Annotated in this window: 13 protein-coding genes; 6 read left to right on the forward strand and 7 right to left on the reverse strand. The window is 71.6% G+C overall.

Annotated features, from left to right (window positions below):
• The first annotated feature begins 81 nt into the window (after nucleotides 1-81).
• Both H2041_RS07700 and H2041_RS07705 read left to right on the forward strand, forming a co-directional pair.
• The gene (locus H2041_RS07700; protein ID WP_293411229.1) at nucleotides 82-1,017 is read left to right on the forward strand and encodes a 2-oxoglutarate and iron-dependent oxygenase domain-containing protein; all 936 of its coding nucleotides are present in this window, start codon (nucleotides 82-84) and stop codon (nucleotides 1,015-1,017) included.
• 128 nt (nucleotides 1,018-1,145) lie between these two features.
• Entirely contained in the window at nucleotides 1,146-3,560 is a 2,415-nt protein-coding gene (locus tag H2041_RS07705; RefSeq protein WP_293411231.1) for an ATP-binding protein, read from the forward strand.
• Nucleotides 3,561-3,597: 37 nt separating this feature from the next.
• Here H2041_RS07705 and H2041_RS07710 read toward each other — a convergent pair whose 3' ends face one another.
• Both H2041_RS07710 and H2041_RS07715 read right to left on the reverse strand, forming a co-directional pair.
• Entirely contained in the window at nucleotides 3,598-5,169 is a 1,572-nt protein-coding gene (locus tag H2041_RS07710) for a pilus assembly protein (RefSeq protein WP_293411234.1), read from the reverse strand.
• A gap of 144 nt (nucleotides 5,170-5,313) precedes the next feature.
• Nucleotides 5,314-7,122, reverse strand: coding sequence for a M2 family metallopeptidase (locus H2041_RS07715; RefSeq protein ID WP_293411237.1), 1,809 nt, complete (start codon nucleotides 7,120-7,122; stop codon nucleotides 5,314-5,316).
• A 148-nt stretch (nucleotides 7,123-7,270) separates the two neighbouring features.
• Here H2041_RS07715 and H2041_RS07720 point away from each other — a divergent pair, with 148 nt between their 5' ends.
• The 3 genes from H2041_RS07720 (at nucleotide 7,271) to pbpC (ending at nucleotide 16,013) form a co-directional block, all read left to right on the forward strand.
• On the forward strand, nucleotides 7,271-8,743 hold the full coding sequence (locus H2041_RS07720) for an NAD-dependent succinate-semialdehyde dehydrogenase (RefSeq protein ID WP_293411240.1): 1,473 nt from the start codon (nucleotides 7,271-7,273) through the stop codon (nucleotides 8,741-8,743).
• Nucleotides 8,744-8,836: 93 nt separating this feature from the next.
• Entirely contained in the window at nucleotides 8,837-13,921 is a 5,085-nt protein-coding gene (locus H2041_RS07725; RefSeq protein WP_293411242.1) for an alpha-2-macroglobulin, read from the forward strand.
• 91 nt (nucleotides 13,922-14,012) lie between these two features.
• Nucleotides 14,013-16,013 carry a penicillin-binding protein 1C gene (gene pbpC, locus H2041_RS07730; RefSeq protein WP_293411614.1) on the forward strand — a complete coding sequence of 667 codons (2,001 nt, stop codon included), beginning with the start codon at nucleotides 14,013-14,015 and terminating at the stop codon, nucleotides 16,011-16,013.
• Here pbpC and H2041_RS07735 read toward each other — a convergent pair.
• From H2041_RS07735 to H2041_RS07750, 4 genes are all read right to left on the reverse strand, one after another.
• Nucleotides 16,003-16,638 (reverse strand): carbonic anhydrase, encoded by a 636-nt coding sequence (locus H2041_RS07735; protein ID WP_293411245.1) that lies wholly within the window; start codon nucleotides 16,636-16,638, stop codon nucleotides 16,003-16,005. The two genes, pbpC and H2041_RS07735, sit on opposite strands and share 11 nt — an antisense overlap.
• Nucleotides 16,639-16,652: 14 nt before the next feature.
• A complete protein-coding gene (maiA, locus tag H2041_RS07740; RefSeq protein WP_293411248.1) occupies nucleotides 16,653-17,294 on the reverse strand; it encodes a maleylacetoacetate isomerase in 642 nt (213 codons plus the stop codon).
• 2 nt (nucleotides 17,295-17,296) lie between these two features.
• Nucleotides 17,297-17,977 carry a fumarylacetoacetate hydrolase family protein gene (locus H2041_RS07745; RefSeq protein ID WP_293411616.1) on the reverse strand — a complete coding sequence of 227 codons (681 nt, stop codon included), beginning with the start codon at nucleotides 17,975-17,977 and terminating at the stop codon, nucleotides 17,297-17,299.
• A gap of 89 nt (nucleotides 17,978-18,066) precedes the next feature.
• The gene (locus tag H2041_RS07750) at nucleotides 18,067-18,672 is read right to left on the reverse strand and encodes a DUF4142 domain-containing protein (protein WP_293411250.1); all 606 of its coding nucleotides are present in this window, start codon (nucleotides 18,670-18,672) and stop codon (nucleotides 18,067-18,069) included.
• A gap of 106 nt (nucleotides 18,673-18,778) precedes the next feature.
• On the opposite strand from H2041_RS07750, the gene H2041_RS07755 reads away from it, so the two are divergent.
• Nucleotides 18,779-19,987 (forward strand): CoA transferase, encoded by a 1,209-nt coding sequence (locus H2041_RS07755; protein ID WP_293411253.1) that lies wholly within the window; start codon nucleotides 18,779-18,781, stop codon nucleotides 19,985-19,987.
• A 10-nt stretch (nucleotides 19,988-19,997) separates the two neighbouring features.
• On the opposite strand, the gene H2041_RS07760 is transcribed toward H2041_RS07755, so the two are convergent.
• Nucleotides 19,998-21,416, reverse strand: a complete 1,419-nt coding sequence (locus H2041_RS07760) for an HWE histidine kinase domain-containing protein (RefSeq protein ID WP_293411255.1) — start codon at nucleotides 21,414-21,416, stop codon at nucleotides 19,998-20,000.
• Between the last annotated feature and the right edge of the window lie 48 nt (nucleotides 21,417-21,464).

The following is a 21,464-nucleotide window of genomic DNA, read 5'->3' on the forward strand; positions in this document are numbered from 1 at the left end:
GAAGTTCCGATAAGGCCGATTTGTGGCGGGCGCACAGCCCAAGGCCAAGCTTCGCCCGCCCGCAGCGAAAAAGAGTATTCCGTGACGACCGAATCCATCCAGCCGGTCTCGTTCCGCCAGTTCGAGACCGACTTCGCCGCCTTCTCGCAGGCGCTCGGCGACTCCTTCGCCCGCTACGGCTTTGCGGTGATCAGCGACCACCCGCTGGCGCAGGCGGGCATTGACTCCGCCCTGGCCTCGGCCAAGGCCTTCTTCGCCCTGCCCGAGCCGGCCAAGCGCGCCTATGTGGTCGGCCAGGGCGGCCAGCGCGGCTACACCCCCTTCGGCGTGGAGACGGCCAAGGGCGAAGCCCACCACGACCTTAAGGAATTCTGGCACATGGGCCGCGACCTGCCGGCCGGCCACCCCTATGCCGACGTCATGCCGCCGAACGTGTGGCCCGACGAGATTCCGGGCTTCCAACCCGGCGTGAGCTGGCTCTACCAGTCCCTCGACGCCATGGGGCTGAAGGTGCTGGAAGCCCTGGCCGTCTATCTGGGGCTCGACCGCCACTTCTTCGATGCGACGGTCAATGACGGCAACTCCGTTCTCCGCCTGCTGCACTATCCGCCGACGACCGGCGAGGGACCGCACATCCGCGCCGCCGCGCACGAGGACATCAATGTCATCACCCTGCTGCTGGGCGCCGAGGAGGCGGGGCTGGAGGTGCTGCGCCGCGACGGGACCTGGCTGGACATCAATCCCCCGCCCGGCTCGCTGGTCTGCAATATCGGCGACATGCTGCAGCGGCTGACCAACCACCGGCTGCCCTCGACCACCCACCGCGTGGTCAACCCGGCGCCGGAGCGGCGAGGCGTGGCGCGCTATTCGACCCCCTTCTTCCTGCACTTCAATCCGGACTACGAGATCCGCACCCTTCCGGGCTGCGTCGACGCCGAGCACCCGGACCGCTACCCGGAGCCGATCACCGCCGACGGCTACCTCCGCCAGCGGCTGAAGGAGATCAAACTGCTCTGATCGGCGCCGCCTCGAATTGAGCGGCACGGAAATTTAACCGCCACGGGCAGACCTTTCTCGATCAGTTCGGGGGAGAGCAGACGTCCATGGTCGAGTATCCCGCAGCCCTTCAGGCGCAGGCTCGAAGAATGGCCGCCGTAGGGAGTCTCGATCTCCCGGCGCTGAAGCCGACCTTCCAGCGCATCGGCAAGCTGTCCCGCGCCCTGATCGGCGGCGGCCTGGGCGATGTGATCCTGATCGACGGCGATCGCACCTGGCACGCCAGCGCCGACGCCGACTTCACCCAGCAGATCGACGTGGAGAAGTCCTTCGCCGGCGTCGTCGCCATGGCCGACGATGTCCTGTGGACGCCGGACGCGCGGCTCGATCCGCGCCTGGCCGAGCATCCCTATGTGGTGGGGGAGCCGGGCGTCCGGTTCTTCGCCGGCGCGCCCATCGTCCTGGCGGACGGCACGGCCCTGGGGGCGGTGATCGTCGCGGGGCCGGAGGTGCGGCCCTATGATGAGGACCTGGCCGAATCCCTCCGCGACCTGGCCGCGATCGCCGCCGGCGAATGCAGCCGGCATCAGGCCGTTTCCGATCTGGCCCATGCCCGGCTGCGGGCGAAGGCGGCGCAGGACCTGATGGTCGCCTTCGTGCAGAGCGCGCCGGTGGCCCTGTGCCTCACCGACCGTCAGATGCGCATCGTCCAGGCCAGCCCGCGCTGGCGGGAGGAGCGCGAGGTCAGCGACCCCACCGGCCAGACCCTCTACGAGGCCACGCCGGCGGCCGAGCGGTGGCGCGCGGTCTATGACGAGTGCCTGACCGGCAAGACCGCCCAGTACGAACGCGTGCAGATCCGCCGGCCGAACGGCGAGCGGCGCTGGTTGCGCGTCGAGATCGCGCCCTGGCGCGACCCGGAGGGCGCGGTCGCCGGCCTGCTGATCATGTCGGTGGACATCACCGAGTCCGTGGCGGCGCTCGAGGCCTCCCAACGCTCCGAGCAGCGCCTGAAGTTCGCCCTGGCCATCGGCGACCTGCAGATGTGGGAGATGGACTATGCCCGCCGCGAACTCTCTGCGGCCGGCGCGCCGTCCATGCACTCGGACGCGACCTTCGACATGGTCAAGAACCGCCTCTGGGACAGCGTTCATCCGGCCGACCGGCCGCGCCTGCAGGCGGCCTGGTCGCGACACCTGAAGAGCGGCGAACCCTTCCGCGAAACCTACCGGATGATCCGGCCGGGTCAGCCGCATCGCTGGGTCTGCAGCGCCACCACGGCCTTCAAGGACGCCAGGGGCCGGGTCGAACGGGTGGTCGGCATCATCCGCGACGTGGACCAGCAGAAGCGTGGCGAGATCGAACTGCTGAAGGCCAAGGAAGCCGCCGAGGCGGCCAACCGCGCCAAGAGCGAATTCCTGGCCAATATGAGCCACGAGATCCGCACGCCGCTCAACGGCGTGATGGGCGTGGCCGGCGCCCTCGCGCGGACGGGCCTGACCACACAGCAGGCCGAGATGGTCGGGCTGATCGAATCCTCGGCCCAGACGCTGGAAGCCCTGCTGACCGACATCCTCGACCTCGCCCGCATCGAGGCCGGACGCATGGAGCTGCGGCCCGAGCCCTTCGATCTGGCCGCTTCGGTCGGCGCCTGCGCCGCCCTGTTCCAGCCGAGCGCAGAGGCCAAGGGTCTGCGCTTCGAGGTCGACATCGCGCCCGAGGCGACCGGCGCCTATCTGGGCGATGCCTGCCGTCTGCGGCAGATCCTCAGCAACCTGCTGGGCAACGCCGTGAAGTTCACCAGCGAAGGCGGCGTACGCCTTCGCGTCCGGGCCGAGCGCGGCGAGACCGCCTCGCGTCTGACCTTCGAAGTCGCCGACACCGGCATCGGATTCGACGCCGAGACCCAGCGCCGGCTGTTCGGCCGGTTCGAACAGGCCGACGGCTCCATCACCCGGCGGTTCGGCGGCACGGGCCTGGGCCTGGCCATCTCCCGCTCCCTCGCCGAGGCCATGGGCGGAGCGCTGACGGCCACCTCCGCCCCGGGCGAAGGCGCAACCTTCACCCTGGTCCTCGACCTGCCCCGCGGCGTCGGCGCCGTGGAGATGTGGCAGGCCGACGAGCCGGTCGCCGCCGCCGCCCCGCTGCATGGCATGCGGATCCTGCTGGCCGAGGATCACCCGACCAATCGCCGCGTGGTGGAGCTGATCCTCCAGGCGGCCGGCGTCGATCTCACCTGCGTGGAAAACGGCGCCGAGGCCGTGGAGGCGGCCTTCTCCCAGGCCTTCGATCTCGTCCTGATGGACATGCAGATGCCGGTCATGGACGGGCTGAGCGCCATCACCGAGATCCGGCGCCGCGAGCGCACCGAGGGCCGAGCGCCCGTGCGCATCCACACCCTCACCGCCAACGCCATGCCCGAACACGACCTCGCCGCCCGCCAGGCGGGCGCCGACGGCCACGTGACCAAGCCGATCACCGCCGAGCGCCTGCTGGCCACGGTGGAGGAGGTCTGGGAGAGCCTGAAGGGCGAAGCGGGCCAGCCTCGACAGGCCGCCCTCTGAGAGCGAAGGCGGCGGCCTCCGAGCCGCCGCCCCGCCCCTATTTCGTGATCCGCAGGTTGTCGATGGACCCGGCGATGGCGTCGAAGGCCGCGCCCAGCTGCGAGACGTACTGCACGTCGTAGAATTTTTCGGGGTCGGTGGCGCAGTTGCGCAGGAGGGCGCTGTCGCCGGTCCTCACCTCGACGCGCACGGTGTAGAGGACGATGTCCTTGGCCTTGATGTTCTCGCAGAGCAGGGCGAGCCGGTTGTCCATCGCCTGGGTGCGCGCCGCGCCCGACGAGCCCTCATTGGCGCCGTCGAGCAGGCCCTGCCACAGATAGGCGCGGCCGCCGTAATACGAGCCGTTGTAGTTGTACCAGGCCGTCGTGTTGTTCACGTTGTCGCCGTCGGTCATCAGGATGATGATCTTCCGGTTGTTCTTGGCGCCATAGGCGGCGCCGTCCTCGAACGGGGCGTTCGGCGAGAGCGTATGCCAGCCCCAGACCAGCCCCATCGGGATGTCGGTGGTGCCGCTGGCCACCATGTCGTCGATGGCGTTCTTCAGGCCGTCCATGTCGGTGGTCAGGCGCTTGATCGGCTGCAGGTCGCAGCCCTCGTTCGGGCCGCCCCCGCTCGGCGTCTTGTTGCTGTACTTGGCGGTGCGATGCTGGCGGGTCTTCCAGTCCGACGAATTGGTGCCGTCGTTGAGATAGTCGTTGGCGAACGACCAGTAGCCTTCGTCGTCGTCCGGCTCGTCCGGCGCGAAATACGGGACGAAGTAGCTCGCCATGTCGCTCTTGAAGGGGGCGGTGTCCTTCACGTCATAGGGCGGGCGCCGGCTCTCCACGCAGCCGCCCCAAACCTGGCCGCCCTTCATCGACTTCAGGACGCCGAAGCGGTCGGTGTGCTGCACATCGAAGATGTCGACCCCGGCCGCCCAGTGGGCCTTGGCCTGGGGGTCGATCCAGAGCGGGATGTCCGGCCCGGTGTGGGTCGAGGTGTTGTAGTTCTTGACGCTGACGTTGTGGGCCACGCGCACCGTGCTGGAGAAGGGCACCAGCGAGATCTTGATCGGGTCGTCCGCGGTGCTGCGGTTTCCCGCCGCCTCGAGCTTGTCGACCAGGTCCTTGGCCGCGGTCTTAAGCGTCGAGAGCTTCGTCCCGGCCATCGAGCCGGTGTTGTCGAGCACCAGGGCCACTTCCAGGCGGTCCATGGCGCGCAGCACTTCGGAGGTGGCGGTGACGTTGCCGTGCTGGAAGAAGCCCGCGGCGAGCGCCAGGGGCGTCATCTCCGCCGACCCGATCACCTTGGCCCCGTCGAGCTTGAAGCTGGAGGTGATCAGCGCCGAGCCGGTGAAGGACTGCAGGTTCGCCTTCAGCGCCCGCTGGCCGATCTCGTTGATGTCCGTCTCGGTCTGGGCGCTGGAGCGCGCCGCATAGAGCGCCGCGGCGTCGAGGGCGTCCTGCAGCTTCTGCCGCTGGTTGGAGGCGATGTAGATGTCGAAGACGCCGAGCGTCAGCGGCGCAAGGAGGACGAGCGCCATGGCGAAGATGATCGCCGCCGCGCCGCTTTCGTCGCGGGCGCCCGAGGTCAGTCGGGCCTTGATCGCCGTCAGGTCGAAGGTTCGCACGTCTGCGCCCCGCTCGTTTTGAATTCGAGCCGGCATCATGCGGGCCTAGGGTAAACGAAGCCTCCGCAGAACAGGGTAAACCAAAGACGACCGCCCGGACCTCGCGGCCCGGGCGGCGACCGTTTCGAAAGCGTCAGGCCGAGCCTACCAGCCGCACTGCTCGCCCTTGTTCTGAGCGGTCAGCCAGGTGTTGAGCGGCGCGAAGTAGTCGGCGATGGCGCTGGCGTCGGTCTGGCGCTCGCCGGTGAACGCTTCCAGCGCGTCCGGCCAGGGCTTGGACTGGCCCATCTCCATCATGGCGTTGAACCGCCGGCCCATCTCGGCCTCGTCATAGACCGAGCAGCGATGCAGCGGTCCGTCCCAGCCGGCCTGGGCGCAGGCCGCACGGTGGAACTGGAACTGGTAAATGTGGGCCAGGAAGTAGCGCATGTAGGGCGTGTTGCCCGGCACGTGGTACTTCGCGCCCGGATCGAAGGCGTCGGCCGGCCGCGGACCGGGCGGGACGATCCCCTGATACCTGGTCCGCAGCGTCCACCAGGCGTCGTTGTACTCCGCCGGCGTGACTTCGCCGGAGAAGACCTCCCAGCGCCACTTGTCGACCAGCAGGCCGAACGGCAGGAAGGCGATCTTGTCGAGCGCCATCTTCAGCAGGAAGGGAATGTCCTCCTCCGCGCCCGGCGCCTGATCGAGCAGGCCGATCTGCTGGAGATAGGTCGGCGTGAGCGCCGACAGGCCGGCGAAGTCGCCGATGGCCTCGTGGAAGCCGTCATTGGCGCCGCCCTTGAACAGGTAGGGCTGATCGCCGTAGGCGCGCTGGTAATAGTTGTGACCGAGCTCGTGGTGGACGGTGTAGAAGTCCTCGCCGTTCACCTTGGTGCACATCTTGATGCGGATGTCGTCCTTGCCGTCCAGGTTCCAGGCTGAGGCGTGGCAGACCACCTCGCGGTCCTGCGGGCGGGTGATCTGCGAACGCTCCCAGAAGGTCTGCGGCAGGGGCGCGAAGCCGAGGGACGAGTAGAAGGCCTCGCCGGTCTTCACCATCTTCGTGGGGTCGTAGTTCGCCTTCACCAGCAGCTGGTCGAGGTCGTAGCTGGAACGCACCCGGGCCGGGGCGACGATGTCGTAGATGTTGCCCCAGCTCTGGGCCCACATGTTGCCCAAGAGGTCGGCGCGGATCGGACCGGTGCGCGGCTGCACGCCGTCGCCGTACTTGTCGTTCAGCTTGGCCCGGACGTAGCAGTGCAGGTTCTTGTAGAAGGGCTCCACCTGCGCCCAGACGCGGTCGGTCTCGGCGGCGAAGGCGTCCGGCGCCATGTCGTACTTGGCCCGCCAGAGCGCGCCGGTGTCGGAATAGCCCAGCCCCTTGGAGCCTTCGTTGGCCAGGGCGACGAGCTGGGCGTAGTCGGCGCGCATGGGCGGCGAGACGGTGCGCCAGCCTTCCCAGACCGCCTTCAGCTCGGCCGGATCGCGGGACTCCCGCAGGATGTCCTCGGCGTCGTTGAGGGTGATTTGCCGGCCCTTGTAGTCGAACTTGCCCGTCGAATAGGTCGAGTCCAGCCCCGACTCGAGCGCCGCCAGTTCGGCCGCGGCCCCTTCGCGCGCCGGCGCCGGCAGCACGAGGTAGAGCTTGAGCAGCATCAGCTTGCGCGCCGTGACCGGGTCGACCGCCACGCCGTCATAACGCGCGGCCTCCATGGCCAGCTTCGTGGCCAGGGCCTTCTCCTCGCCGACCGCCTTGGCCTCCAGCCACTGGGTGTCTTCGGTGATGTAGGTGGCGCGCACCCAGGCGGCCTTGGCGGTGTAGACGCTCAGGGCCTCGAGCTCGGCCTCGGCCTTGTCGACAAAGGCCTTGGCCTCCGCGGGCGTCGGACGCGCAGCCTGCGCCTGGGCGGCGGCGAGCGGCGTCATCGCCATCAGGGCGGCCGCTGAGGCGGCCATCAGATAAGATTTCATGCGAACATGCTTCCTTGGACGGGCGCGCTTGTCTCCGCGCCGATTGGGGCCGATGCAATCCGTCCGGCCCCGACGCGTCAAGGCGCAGGCGCCGCGGGCCGGACTTCCGCGTTGTGCAGGCGTCCGAACCTTCGCCAGGAGCCTCGAGATGAGCCAGCAGCCCTCCCCGAACGACCTCATCGCCCAGGGCCGCGCCCTGATGATCGAGAAGGCGCTCGTCGCCGGCCGCTGGCGCGACGGCGAGGCCCCGCCCATCGCGGTCGAGGATCCCGCCGAAGAGACCGTCCTGGGTCATGTGCCGAGCCTGGGCGGCGCGGCGGTCGAGCAGGCGATCGAGGCCGCCGCCCGCGCTTTTCCCGACTGGGCGGCGCGCAAGGGCAAGGACCGGGGCGCCGTGCTCGCCCGCTGGGCGGCGCTGATCGAGGCGAACGAGAACGGACTGGCCGCGCTGATCTCCCTGGAGAACGGCAAGCCCTGGCCCGAGGCCCTGGGCGAGGTGCGCTACGCCAATTCCTTCATCACCTGGTTCGCCGGCATGGCCGAGCGGCTGGACGGCAGGACCATCGAGAGCGCCAAGGACGAGGACCTCATCCTGGCCTTCCGCGAGCCGGTCGGGCCGGTGGCCGCCATCACGCCCTGGAACTTCCCCGCCGCCATGATCACGCGCAAGGCGGCGGCGGCCTTCTGCGCCGGCTGCACCATGGTGCTCAAGCCCGCCTCGGCGACGCCCTTCACCGCGCTCGCCCTGGCCCGGCTGGCGCTGGAGGCGGGCCTGCCGGAGGGCTGCTTCTCCGTCGTCACCGGCGCCAACAGCGAGGTCGGCGGCCGGCTCACCGGCTCGCCCCTGATCCGCAAGCTCTCCTTCACCGGCTCGACCGAGGTCGGACGCAGGCTGGCCGAACAGTGCGCCCCGACGCTCAAGCGGCTGTCCATGGAGCTCGGCGGGGCCGCGCCGCTGATCGTCTTCGAGGACGCCGACATCGACCAGGCCGTGGAGGGCACGGTCGCCGGCAAGTTCCGCGCGGCGGGACAGACCTGCGTCTGCCCCAACCGCATCTATGTCCACGAGGCGGTGCGCGAGGACTATCTGGAGCGGCTGACGGCGCGGGTCTCGAAGCTGAAGGTCGGCAAGCCCTTCGAGGACGGCGTCGTGATCGGCCCCCTGATCGACGCCAAGGGGCTGGACAAGGTCGAGGACCACATCGCCCGCACCAAGGCCGCCGGCGGTCGGGTGCTGACCGGCGGCGGCCGGCACGAGCTGGGCGGCCGCTTCTTCCAGCCCACCGTGCTGGCCGGCGGCGACGACCGGCTGTTCGCGGCCGAGGAGACCTTCGGCCCAGTGGCCCCGGTGTTCGCCTTCCTGTCGGAGGAGGAGGCCCTGACGCGCGCCAACGCCTCGGAGTTCGGCCTGGCCGCCTTCCTCTTCACCCGCGACCTCGACCGCGCCATGCGCGCCGGCCGCGCGCTGGAGGCCGGCATCATCGGCGTGAACAGCGGCCTCGTCTCCAACGCCGCCAACCCCTTCGGCGGGGTCAAGCAGTCCGGCTACGGTCGCGAGGGCTCGGTCTACGGCCTGGACGACTATCTGCAGGTCAAGTCGCTGACGCTCGCGCTGGGCTAGCCGCCTCCCCTGGTAGGCTTGCGAGATTGACGCAGGCCCGCCCGATGGGCTCCCCTTCGCGCGCAGGATGTGGCCTGCGCGGGGGGACTTGCGATGACGCCGAGCGACGAGACGCCGACCGAGGGCCAGCCGGCGACGCCGGAGACCGCCGGCCCGTCCGAACCCGCGCCGCCGCGGCCGCCCTGGTGGCGCCGCCTGGGCGACAGGGTCACCCACGGCAAGACCCCCGCCATCCTCGCCGCCGTCCTGGTGGTGGCCGCCTTCGGGGGCGGCTTCCTGACCGCCAAGGGGGTCGACGGCATCCGCCTGCTGCCGCCCAATGTCGCGGGCGCCGACGGCGACGGCGGCGGCTGGTCCCTGTTCGGCAAGCCGCGTTCGGCCGACGCCCCGCGGCGCGGCGCCCCCAAGCCCGAAGGCTTCGCCGTCTGGCGCACCCGGGTGGACACGAGCGGCCCCCAGCCGCGCGCCTGCGTGGAGATGACCCGGCCGCTGGACCCGTCCCGGTCCTATGCCGACTTCGTCCTCGTCTCGCCGGAGACCGAGGCCACCCCGGCCATCACGGTCGACGGGGCCGAGCTGTGCGTCGCCGGGACCGGCTTCGCCGAGCGTCGCCTCACCCTGCTGAAGGGCCTGCCCGCCCGCGGCGGCGAGACCCTGGCGGCCAACGCCGACATCGACTTCACCTTCGGGGAGAAGCCGCCGTTCGTCGGCTTCGTGGGCGAGGGCGTCGTCCTCCCCCGCGAGGAGTCCGACGGCGTCGGCATCGAGACGATCAACGTCACCCAGCTGGAGGTCGAGGTCTGGCGCGTCGTCGACCGCAACCTCGTGCGCACCCATGTCAGCGCGCCCGATCCGACGGCGGAGGGGGAATGGCCGAGCGACTATGGCGCGGACTCCCCCAATGACGAGGGCCAGAAGATCTGGTCCGGCACCGTCCCGGTCCGGGGCGAGGCGGGACAGCGGACCGTGACCGTCTTCCCCCTCGGCGCCGTGCTGCGCGAGATGAAGCCGGGCGGCTACGTCATCAAGGCCCGCGACGCCTCGGGCGGCCGCGCCCTGCGAGCGAGCGAGGACGACTACGACCCCAATCCGCCGGCCCAGGCGCGCCGCTGGATCATTTTCACCGACATGGCGCTCAGCGCCTATGACGGCGAGGACGGCGCCGACGTTGTGGTCCGCTCGCTGAAGAGCGCCCGCACGCTCTCCGGGATCCGCGTCGCCCTGGTGGCGGCCAATGGCGAGGACCTGGGCGAAGCCCGCACCGACGGCCAGGGCCGCGCCCGCTTCGCGGCCCCGCTTTTCGAGGGCGAGGGCGCCCTGCGGCCGAAGATGGTCATGGCCTATGGCCCTCAGGGCGATCTGGCCCTGCTCGACCTGGACCGGCCGCCGGTCGACCTCTCGCGCCTGGGCGTGGGCGGACGCACGCCGACCACCTCCGGCCGCGCCGCCGCCGGCCTGGTGGACGCCTATCTCTACACCGACCGCGGAATCTATCGGCCCGGCGAGACGGTGCGTCTGAACGCCCTGCTGCGGGACCGCGCGGCCCGCGCGGTGAAGGACCGCAAGGGCGCGATCGTCATCCGGCGGCCCTCCGGCGTCGAGTTCCGCCGCTTCGCCTTCGACGGCGCGCCGCTTGGGCATGCGGCGGCCGACATCGCCCTGCCGAGGAGCGCGCCCCGGGGCCGCTGGCGCGCCACCCTGGAGATCGAAGGCGTCGAGGCGCCGGCCGGCGAGATCGCCTTCGCGGTCGAGGACTTCGCCCCGCAGCGGCTGGCCGTGACCCTCACCGGCCAGGAGTCGGTCCCGGTCCGCGCCGGCGAGACGCGCAATCTCGACGTCGCCGCCCGCTTCCTCTACGGCGCGCCGGGCTCGGGCCTGACCGCCGAGGGCGAGGCCCGCCTGCGCGTCGATCCGGACCCCTTCCCGGCCTATGAAGGCTATGAATGGGGCGATGCGCGCGAGCCCTTCCAGGAGCAGTTCCTCGACCTCGGCCGCAGCGTCACCGACGGCGAAGGCCGCGCGACCATCGCCTTCGCGCCCGGCGAGGCGGCCGACACCGCCCAGCCGCTGATCGCGGCCACGGCGGTCAGCGTGTTCGAGCCCGGCGGGCGGCCGGTGCGCGAGAGCCTGGACCTGAAGGTCCGCTCGCGCCCCGTCTATCTCGGCGTGAAGACCAGCCAGTCGGAAGGTGACCGCGGCCGCGAGCCCACCGTCACGCTCGACCTCATCGCCGTCGACGCGCACGGCCGGCGAATCGCCGCCCCGGGCGTCACCTGGCGGCTCGTGTCCGAGAACTGGGACTATGACTGGTTCCAGCAGGACGGCCGCTGGCAATGGCGGCGCACCAGCCGGGACGTTCTGGTGGATCAGGGCCAGGTCAGCATCGCCGCCGGCGATCCTGCGCGCCTGTCGCGGCGTCTGGGCTGGGGCGACTACCGCATCGAACTGACCGGCGCCGACGGGGTGGAAAGCGTCATCCGCTTCAACGCCGGCTGGGGCGCCTCGTCCGAGGACGCCGAGGCCCCCGACATCGTCCGCGTCAGCGCCGGCGACCGCACCTATGCGCAGGGCGACACGGTCGAGATCACCCTCAAGCCCCCCTATGCCGGCGAGGTGCAGGTGGCCGTGGCCACCGACCGGGTGCTGGACTTCCGCACCCTGACGGTGGGCGACAACGGCGCCACGGTGCGCTTCAAGAGCGACGCCTCCTGGGGCGGCGGGGCCTATGTGCTCGTCACCGTCATCCAGCCGCGCGACCCGGTGAAGACGCCCAGGCCGCGGCGGGCCATGGGCCTCGTCTATGTCCCGCTGGAGCCCGAGGGCCGCAAGCTGGAGGTGGACCTGGGCACGCCGGAAAAGGTCGATTCGCGCGAGGTCCTCGCCGTGCCCCTGACCGTGCAGGGCGCGGGTCTCGGCCAGCGGGTGCGCGTCACCCTGGCGGCGGTGGACGAGGGCATCCTGCGCCTGACCCGCTTCGAGAGCCCCGATCCCGTGAAGTACTATTTCGGCAAGCGGGCGCTCACGGTCGAGTATCGCGACGACTATGGCCGCCTGCTCGACCCGAACCTGGGCGCGCCGGCCAACGTCAACTTCGGCGCCGACGAGATCGGCGGCGAGGGTCTGACCGTCACCCCGATCAAGACCGTCGCCCTGTGGTCGGGCGTGATCGAGACCGGCCGCGACGGCAAGGCGACCATCCGTTTGCCGGCGCCCGACTTCAACGGCGAACTGCGCCTGATGGCCGTGGCCTGGACCGACGACGCGGTCGGGGCGGCCTCCAAGCCGCTGGTCGTGCGCGAACCCGTGGTGGCCGAGCTGGCCCTGCCCCGTTTCCTGGCGCCGGGCGACAGCGCGCTTGCGACCCTGGAGCTGCACAACCTGGAAGGCCGGGCCGGCCAGTACGTGGCCGAACTGACCGGGGAAGGCGGGCTGCTCGCCCCCTTCCGCAAGGCCTTCGAGCTTGCGGTCGGACGGCGCATCGCCGAGCGCGTCCCCATCGAGGCGCCGCGGACGGCGGGCCTCGGCGAGGTGACGCTGAAGGTCAGCGGCCCGGGCTTCGCGACCAGCCGCGACTATCCGATTCAGACGCGGCTGGGCTGGGACAAGGTCACGCGCACCACCAGGACCCTGCAGCAGCCTGGCGCGGCGTTCACGCCCACGCCCGACCTGCTGGCCGGGCTGGCGGCCGGCGACGCCACCCTGCAGGTGAGCTATTCGCCCTTCCGCGGGTTCGATCCCGGACCGATCGCGGTGTCCCTGCTGCGCTATCCCTATGGCTGCACCGAGCAGCTCGTTTCGGCGGCCTATCCGCTGCTCTACGCGCCGGACGTCACCGACGATCCCAAGACCCGGCGCGCCAGCGCGGGCCTCTCGCAGGCCGTCAGCCGCCTGCTGGACCGCCAGACGCTCGACGGCGCCTTCGGCCTCTGGCGGGTGGGCGACGGCGAGGCCGATCCCTGGCTCGGGGCCTACGCCACCGACTTCCTGCTCGAGGCGCAGGCGGCCGGCGTGCCGGTGCCGCAGACGGCCCTCGACCGGGCGCTCTCGGCCATGCGTCAGGTCTCGCGGCCGGACGGCTGGGCCAGCGTCTCCTACCGGATGCAGTATCCGTCGTGGTGGGCGAGCTCGCCGGAGGCCTCGGAGCGGGCGACCGAGGCCATGCGCCGCCGCGCCTCGGCCTACGCCCTCTATGTCCTGGCCAAGGGCGGCAAGGGCGACCTCGCCCGCCTGCGCTGGTGGCACGACGTGCAGATGAAGTCGGAGACCTCGCCGCTCGCCAAGGCGCACGTGGCCGCCGGCCTCTCCATGATGGGCGACAAGGCGCGCGCCCGCTCGGCCTTCCGCCAGGCGGTGCGGTCCCTCGGCTATCGCGAGGAGAGCGACTGGTACCAGAGCCCGCTGCGCGATCTGGCCGCCGTCATCGCGCTCGCCTACGAGGCCGGGGAGACGCAGATCGCCCGCGACCTTCAGGGTCGGCTGGAGAACGCCGTGGAGGATCCCGAGGCGCTCAACACCCAGGAGCAGGCGCGCCTGCTGCAGGCCGCCCACCACATGCTGGAAGCGGCCGGCCCCATCCGCATCGAGGCGAGCGGCGCCATTCCCCTGGCCTCGGTCGCCGGCGGCCCGCGCTGGGCGGTGGGCAGACTGGCGCAGGCGCGGTTCGTCAACACCGGCTCCGGCGCCATCTGGCGCACGGTGACCGTCAGCGGCGCGCCGGTCGCCGCGCCGGGCCCCGCCTCGAACGGCCTGACCCTGGAAAAGCGGATCCTGAGCTTCACCGGCGGAGCCGTCGATCCGCGCGCCCTGACCCAGGGCGACCGGGTGATCGTCATCGTCTCCGGCCGCGCGCAGCAGGCGCGGACCACCGCGCTGGTCGTCGACGACCCGCTGCCGGCGGGCTTCGAGATCGAGACGGTGCTCGGCCCCGACGACGCCCAGAGCGGCCCCTTCCGCTTCCTGGGCGAGCTGTCGGTGGCCGACGTGCAGGAGGCGCGGGACGACCGCTATGTGGCGGCCATGGACCTGCCGGGCCGGGAGGACTTCGCCTTCGCCTATGTGGCCCGCGCGGTCACGCCGGGCGACTTCCTGTTCCCCGGCGCCCAGGCCCGCGACATGTACCGCCCGCAGGTCAACGCCCGCACCGGCGTCGGCCGCACGGTCATCGCGCCGGGACAATAGGGTGAGGACGGCCGAGCTGAAGGCGAGGGTCGCGGCGGCGCGGACTTCGCCGCGCCTCGTGCGCCGCCTGACGCTTGGCCTGGTCGCGGCGATGGGCGTCCAGACGGCGGTCTTCGCCCTCGACGCCCTCTTCCCGCCGGACCTGTCGCGGGGCGAGCGGGCCTCGCCCGTGGCGCTGGACCGCCGCGGCGCCTGGCTGCGCGCCCTGCCGGTGGAGGACGGCCGCTGGCGCATCCGCGCCGACCTGGAGCGCACCGATCCGGCCTTCGTGAAGCGCCTGATCGCGGTGGAGGACGCCCGCTTCTGGATCCATCCGGGCGTCGATCCCCTGGCCGTGGCCCGCGCCACGGCCTCGGCGGCCGTCACAGGCCAGGTGACCTCCGGCGCCTCGACGCTCACCATGCAGACCTCGCGCCTGCTGACGCCGCGCCCGCGGACCGTGCCGAACAAGCTGGTCGAGATGGTCCGCGCCGTGCAGATCGAAGCCCGCCTGTCGAAGCGCGAGATCCTCGCCCTCTATCTGACGCTCGCCCCCTACGGCGGCAATCTCGAGGGGGTGCGCGCCGCCAGCCTTTCCTATTTCGGCCACGAGCCGAGCGCGTTGACGCCGGGCGAGCAGGCGCTTCTGATCGCCCTGCCCCAGTCGCCGGAGGCCCGCCGCCCCGACCGCAGGCCGGCCCAGGCGAAGACCGCCCGGCAGGAGGTGCTGGCCAAGATGGTGCGCGCCGGCGCGCTCTCGCCCCTGGAAGCCGAGGAGGCCGCGTCCGAACCTATTCCGGGGCGCAGCCCCTTTCCCGCGCTCGCCTGGCACGCGGCCGGCGAACTGGCGCGCCAGGCGCGGGCCGATGAGGCCTCGGTCGTCTCCACCCTGGATGCGAGCCTGCAGGCCAGGCTCGAGCCGCTGGTCCAGCGGGCGGCCGCCGCCCAGGGACCGGCGGCCTCGGCGGCGGTCCTGGTCGTGGCCCTGGACGGGCGGGCCGTGCGGGCCTCGGTGGGCTCGGGGGGACTCGACCGCCCCGGCGGGTGGATCGACATGACGCGGGCCCTGCGCTCGCCGGGTTCGGCGCTGAAGCCCTTCATCTACGCCATGGCCTTCGAGCGCGGGATCGCCGCCCCCGACACCCGCCTGGCCGACGCCCCCGCCCGGTTCGCCGACTACCAGCCGGAGAACTTCGACCGCGTCTTCCACGACGAGGTGACCGCCCGGGAGGCCCTGACCCATTCGCTGAACGTGCCGGCGGTGGACACTCTGGCGCGCCTGGGGCCTGAGGCCTTCGAGGCCCGGCTGGCCAACGCCGGCGTGACCCTGTGGCGGCCGCGCATGGAGACGCGGCAGGCGGGCCTCGCCATCGCCCTCGGCGGAGTCGGCCTCTCCCTGCGCGACCTCGCCGTCCTCTATGGCGCGCTCGCCGACGAGGGTCTGGCCAAGCCGCTGGCCTGGACCGAGGCCGACGCCGAGGCGCGTCGCCGCGAACGCGGGGTGCGCCTCGTCCCGGCCAAGGCCGCCGAGGAGGTGATGGCCATCCTGCGCGAGACCCCGCCGCCGGCCGGCGCCACGCCGGCGGCCCTGGTGCGCGGCCGGCCGCTGATGGCCTACAAGACCGGCACCTCCTACGGCTTCCGCGACGCCGTGGCCGCCGGCGTCGTCGGCGGGAACGTCATCGTCGTCTGGACCGGCCGGGCCGACGGCGGCGCTCGCGGCGGCCTGACCGGACGCGACGCCGCCCTGCCCCTGCTGTTCCAGGCCGCCGACCTGATCGATGCGCCGCCGGCCGCCCCGCCGCCGCTGGCCCCCAGGTCGGCGCCCCGCGCGCTGGACTCCCTGACGCGCACGGCCGAAGGCCCGCGGATGATCTTCCCGCCCGACGGCTCGGTGGTGCAGGTGGACGCGTTCGGACCGGCTTCGCGCGGGCTCGTCCTGGCCGCCAGCGGCGGCGAGACGCTGTCCTGGTACGTGGCCGGCCGGCCGCTGCAGGCCGATCCCGTCAGCGGCCAGGTGATCTGGCGCCCCTCCGGTCCCGGCTTCTACGATCTGTCGGTGGTGGACGAACGCGGGCGGGCGGCCCGGTCGAAGGTCCGCATCACCGGTTAGCGAGCAGCGCCAGTTCCGCCGGGCCGCTGACCGTCACGTTCATGTCGTTCACCAGGCCGTTGGCGAGGGAGTAGACCCAGCCGTGGACGCTGAGCGGCTGGCCCCGCTTCCAGGCCTCGCCCACGAAGACGTCGGAGGCGACGTTGCGGACCTGCCGGATGACGTTCAGCTCGCAGAGCCGGTCGTTGCGCGCGTGCGGGTCCTCGATGGCCTCCAGCTCGGCCTTGTGCGCGGCGTAGACCTCGCGGATCGGATGCAGCCAGTGATCGACCAGGCCGCGGCGCTCCCCGTCCACCGCCGCGGCGACGCCGCCGCAGCCATAGTGGCCGACCACCATGATGTGCTTCACCTTCAGCACGTCGACGGCGAACTGCAGCACCGACAGGTAGTTGGCGTCCTGGGGCGGGGCGAGATTGGCCACGTTGCGGTGGACGAACAGCTCGCCCGGATCGAGGCCCACGATCTCGTTGGCCGGCACGCGGCTGTCGGCGCAGCCGATCCACAGATATTCGGGGCTCTGCTGGGCGACGAGGCGCTTGAAGAAGCCCGGATCGACGGCGAGCTTTCCTTCGGCCCAGGCGCGGTTCTTATCCTTCAGGTGGTCGAGGGCGTGGGATTCGGACATGGCGGCGCTCTCCCTCAGGCCTTGACCGCGTCGGGCTGGCGGTCGGGGTGGGCGGCCAGGAAGGCCGGATGGTTCTGGGCGTGCTCGGCCGCCGCCCGCAGGGCGGGATAGGGGGAGAGGTCCACCTCGTAGCGATGGGCCGAATAGACCTGGGGCACGAGGCAGCAGTCGGCGAGCGTCGGGGCCGCGCCGAAGGCGAAGCCGTCGCCGTGCCGGGCGATCATCGGTTCCAGGGCGGCGAAGCCCTCGGCCATCCAGCGTCCGATCCAGGTCTGCCGGTCGGCCTCGGAGACGCCCAGGGCCGCCAGCTGCTTCAGCACGCGCAGATTGTTCAGCGGATGGATGTCGCAGGCGATGATGGCCGCCATGGCGCGCACGACCTGGCGGCTGCGGGCGTCGCTCGGCAGGAGCGGCGGCTCGGGATGGGTTTCCTCCAGCCATTCGAGGATGGAGAGGCTCTGGGTCATCGGTCCGTCGCCGGCGTCGAGGCTCGGCGTCAGGCCCTGCGGATTGAGGCGCATATAGTCCGCCTCCCGCTGCTCGCCGGCGGCGAGGTTCACCGGCGCATAGTCGTAGGGCAGGCCCTTGAGCGCCAGGCCGATGCGGACGCGATAGGGCGCGGTGGCGCGCCAGTAGCCGTGGAAGGTGAGCGCCATGGTCAGACTACCTTGAAGTCCAGGGCGCCCACCCCTTCGATCTCGGCGTGGACGGACTGGCCGCGGCCGATGGCGCTGACGCCTTCAGGCGTGCCGGTGAAGATCAGGTCGCCGGGCGCCAGGCGCCACAGACGTGAGGCTTGGGCGATGATCTCGGGCACGTTCCAGATCATGTCGGAGAGGACGGCGTCCTGGCGCGTCTGGCCGTCGACTGAAAGCTGGATGCCTCCCTGCGGCGGCGCGCCCCGCCAGCGGCGGACGGCCGAGATGGGGGCGGAATCGTCGAAGGCTTTCGACGCCTCCCAGGGCTGCCCCTTGTCCTTGGCGCGGGCCTGCAGGTCGCGACGGGTCAGGTCGACGCCCACGGCGTAGCCGAAGACGGCGTCCAGGGCGCGCTCCACCGGGATGTCGGCGCCGCCGCCCGACAGGGCGACGACCAGTTCCACCTCGTGGTGAAGGTCCTGCGTCTGGGACGGATAGGCCACGTCGCGGCCCGGCGGCGCGAGGCCGTCGGCGGGCTTGGAGAAGAAGAAGGGCGGGTCGCGGTCGTCCCCGCCCATCTCGCGGCGGTGGGCGGCGTAGTTCCGCCCCACGCAAAGCACCCGACGGACGGGAAAGAGGACGGACTCCTCGACGATCGGCAGAGCCGGCGTCGGGGGCGGCTCGAAGGCGTAAGCGCTCATGGCCATGCCCCTACCCCTCGGCGCGCGCAAAGAAAAGGCTCCCGCCACGTGAGGCGGGAGCCCATTCCGGTCGTAGCTGGGCGCTGGCCTTACATGGCCGAGCCGTCGTTCCCCAGCTGCTCCTGCAGGGCCTTGGCCCGATCGAGGTGCTGCTGGATCAACGGCGCGGTGGCGGCGGCGAAGGCCTGCAGCTCCGGCACGTCGCCGTCGCCGGCGTAACGCTGCATCAGGTTCAGCGCCTCCTGGTGAGCCTCGACCTGCTCGTCGATATAGGCCTGGTCGAACTCGCCGGCGGCGACTTCGCGCAGGTCGTTCAGTTCGTCGGCGACCTCTTCGCTGGGCTGGGTCGGCGGCGTGATCGCCTGACCGGAGGCCTGGACGGCCGCCTTCAGGTCGGCGGTCGACTGGTTGTGGGCCTCGATCATCATCTGGGCGAATTCCTTCACCTCGGCGTTCTGCGCCCGTTCCACCGCCATCTGCGAGGACTGGATCTCGAACATGTCGCTTTCGGCCGCCAGGCGCACGAAGTCGGGCGCGGAGGCTTCGTCGGCGGGCGTCGGCAGGGTCGCGGCGGGATTGGCGTCGGGCGTCACGCTTTCGGCCGGCGCAGTGGCGTTATCGTCGGCCGCCTGGCCGCATGCAGCAAGCGACAGCGCGGCGACAGCGGCGCCGGCGATGAGCAGGTGACGGGGCATGTGGACTCCTCGAGCATTGACAGTCGTAGCGCGCATCAGGTCGATGCGTCGGCTGTAACAACTCACGCCGCCGTGATCTGTTCCGAGCAACCGGGAGACGACCGCCATGGCCGAAACCACCGCCGAAGGACCCCTGGCGGGTCTGCGCGTCATCGAGATGGGAACCCTGATCGCCGGCCCGTTCTGCGGCCAGATCCTGGGCGACTTCGGCGCCGAGGTGATCAAGCTGGAGGACCCGAAGACGGGCGATCCCATGCGCCAGTGGGGCCGCAGCCTGCCCAAGGGGCTGTCCCCCTGGTGGCCGGTGATCGGCCGCAACAAGAAGTCCGTCGGCCTGGACCTGCGCAAGCCGGAAGGCCAGGCCCTGGCGCGCCGGCTGATCGCCAAGGCCGACGTGGTGATCGAGAATTTCCGCCCCGGGTCGATGGAGAAATGGGGCCTCTCCTATGAGAGCCTGGCCGCCGAGAACCCGCGGCTCGTCATGGCCCGGGTGTCCGGCTTCGGCCAGACGGGGCCGATGGCGAAGCGCGCCGGCTATGGCCTGATCGGCGAGGCGATGGGCGGGCTGCGACACGTCACCGGCGAGCCGGACCGTCCGCCAGCCCGCGCCGGCATCTCCATCGGCGACAGCCTGGCGGCCATGCACGCGGCCATGGGCGTCATGATGGCCCTGCACGCGCGCGAGCGCACCGGCCGCGGCCAGGTGGTGGACGCGGCCCTCTATGAGAGCGTGCTGGCGGTGATGGAGAACCTGATCACCGAGTACGACCTGACCGGCTATGTCCGCGAGCGCTCCGGCTCCATCCTGCCCGGCATCGCCCCTTCCAACGTCTATCCCTGCGCGGGCGAGGCGATGATCCTGATCGGCGGCAACGGGGACACCGTCTTCGCCCGCCTCTGCGAGGCCATGGGCCGGCCGGAGCTGGCCGCCGATCCGCGCTTCGTCGATCATGCCAGCCGGGGGCGCAACCAGGCCGAGCTGGACGCCCTGATCGGCGCCTGGACGGCGGGTTTCGGCCTGGAGGACCTGCTCGACCTGCTGGAACGCCACGGCGTGCCGTCCGGACGGATCTTCCGGGCGCCCGACATGCTGGAGGATCCCCAGTACGTCGCGCGCGAGGCCATCGTCAGCGTCGACCATCCGGTCTTCGGGGCCGTGCGGATGCAGAACGCCTTCCCCAAGCTGTCCGAGACCCCGGGCCGGGTGCGCTGGCCGGGGCCGGAACTGGGAGCCCACACCGAGGAAGTGCTGCGCGAGATCGCCGGGCTCCAGCCCGCCGAGATCGCCGCGCTGCGGTCCGACGGCGTGGTCTGAGCGGCGTCGCTCAGCCCGCCGGGCGCAGCAGGTCGGAGACCGCGGCGGTGACCTGGGTCACGTCGTAGGGCTTGCGGATGATCGGGGCGTCGAAGCCGTTGGGCGCCCCGCCCGCCTCGCCGTAGCCGGTGGCGAAGACGAAGGGGACGCCGCGTCCGGCGAGGATCTCGGCCACCGGCCCCACCGACAGACCGTTCAGATTGGCGTCCAGCACCGCGGCGTCCACCGGCTGGTCCAGCAGGGCCAGGGCCTCCTCCAGTTCGTAGGCCGGCCCCAGCACCTGGGCGCCCGCCTCCGAAAGGCCCGTCTCCAGCTCCATGGCCAGGAGGACCGCATCCTCGACGATCAGAATGCGCTTGCCGGTCAGGTCCACAGGTCCGCCGGCCGCCAGAGCGGTCTCCGCCGTCCGGGGTTGAGGCGCCTCGGGCACGGTTTCGGGACGGGCGACCAGGGCGGACGGGCCGGCTTCCAGTCGGGCGCGCACGCCGTTCGGCCGGAATTCGAGCCCTGTGTGCCCGTTCAGCTCCCGGCCCGTGACCTGGCGGAGAAGGGTGGAGCCGAAGCCCGTGTGTTCCGGGGGCGCCACGACCGGACCGCCGGACTCCACCCAGTCCAGGACGAAGCCGCCGCCGGGCGCCTCGCGCCAGGTCACGTCCGCCCGCCCGGTCTCCACCGACAGGGCGCCGTATTTCAGAGCGTTCGTCGCCAGTTCGTGCAGGGCCAGCGAGACCGCGTTGGCGGCGCGCGGTGTGAGGAAGAGCTCGGGCCCGTCCCAGCGGGTCTGGCCCGGCGCCACGCCGCCCAGCTCGGCGGCGGCGAGATGGTCGATGGCCGCGCCCCGCCAGCGCGCCGCGGTGAGCAGTTCGTTGGCCGAGCCCATGGACTTCAGGCGGCCGAAGAAGGTCTGCAGGAAGGCCTCGACGGACGAGGTCCGGCGGGAGGTCTGCACGGCCAGCGCGCGCACCGTGGCCAGGACGTTCTTCACCCGATGGTCGATCTCGGCCATCAGGGCCTGGCGCTGCTCCTCCTCCAGCCGGCGCGCGGTGATGTCCTCGACGATGCCGATGACGCCCTTGATCTCGCCGGCCTCGTCGCGGATGCGCTGGCCCACGACCCGCAGCCAGGTGACCGGCCGCTCCGGCCGCGGCGCGGCGCGGCATTCGATCTCGTAGCGGTCCTCGGCGGCGAGGCCCGCCTGGATCCGCTCGAGCGCCGCGGGGAAGTCCTCCGGGTGGATTCTCGGCCACAGGGCCCGTCCCCCTTCGGCGGGGATGAAGCCGGCCGGACCGCCCGCGATCGCGGCCATGCGCTCACTGACGATATAGAAGTCGCCGGGCACATCGTATTGGAACTCGCCGAGGCCCGCGGCCCCCAGCGCCAGCTCCAGATGCTCCATGTCCAGGCGCGCACGCCTTGTTTCTGCGGGCATGGGATGACCATAGTTGCGTCGCCGCCGCGACGCGACAGGAACCTGCGA

This window comes from Phenylobacterium sp., from assembly GCF_013911965.1.
Taxonomy (GTDB): Bacteria; Pseudomonadota; Alphaproteobacteria; order Caulobacterales; family Caulobacteraceae; genus Phenylobacterium.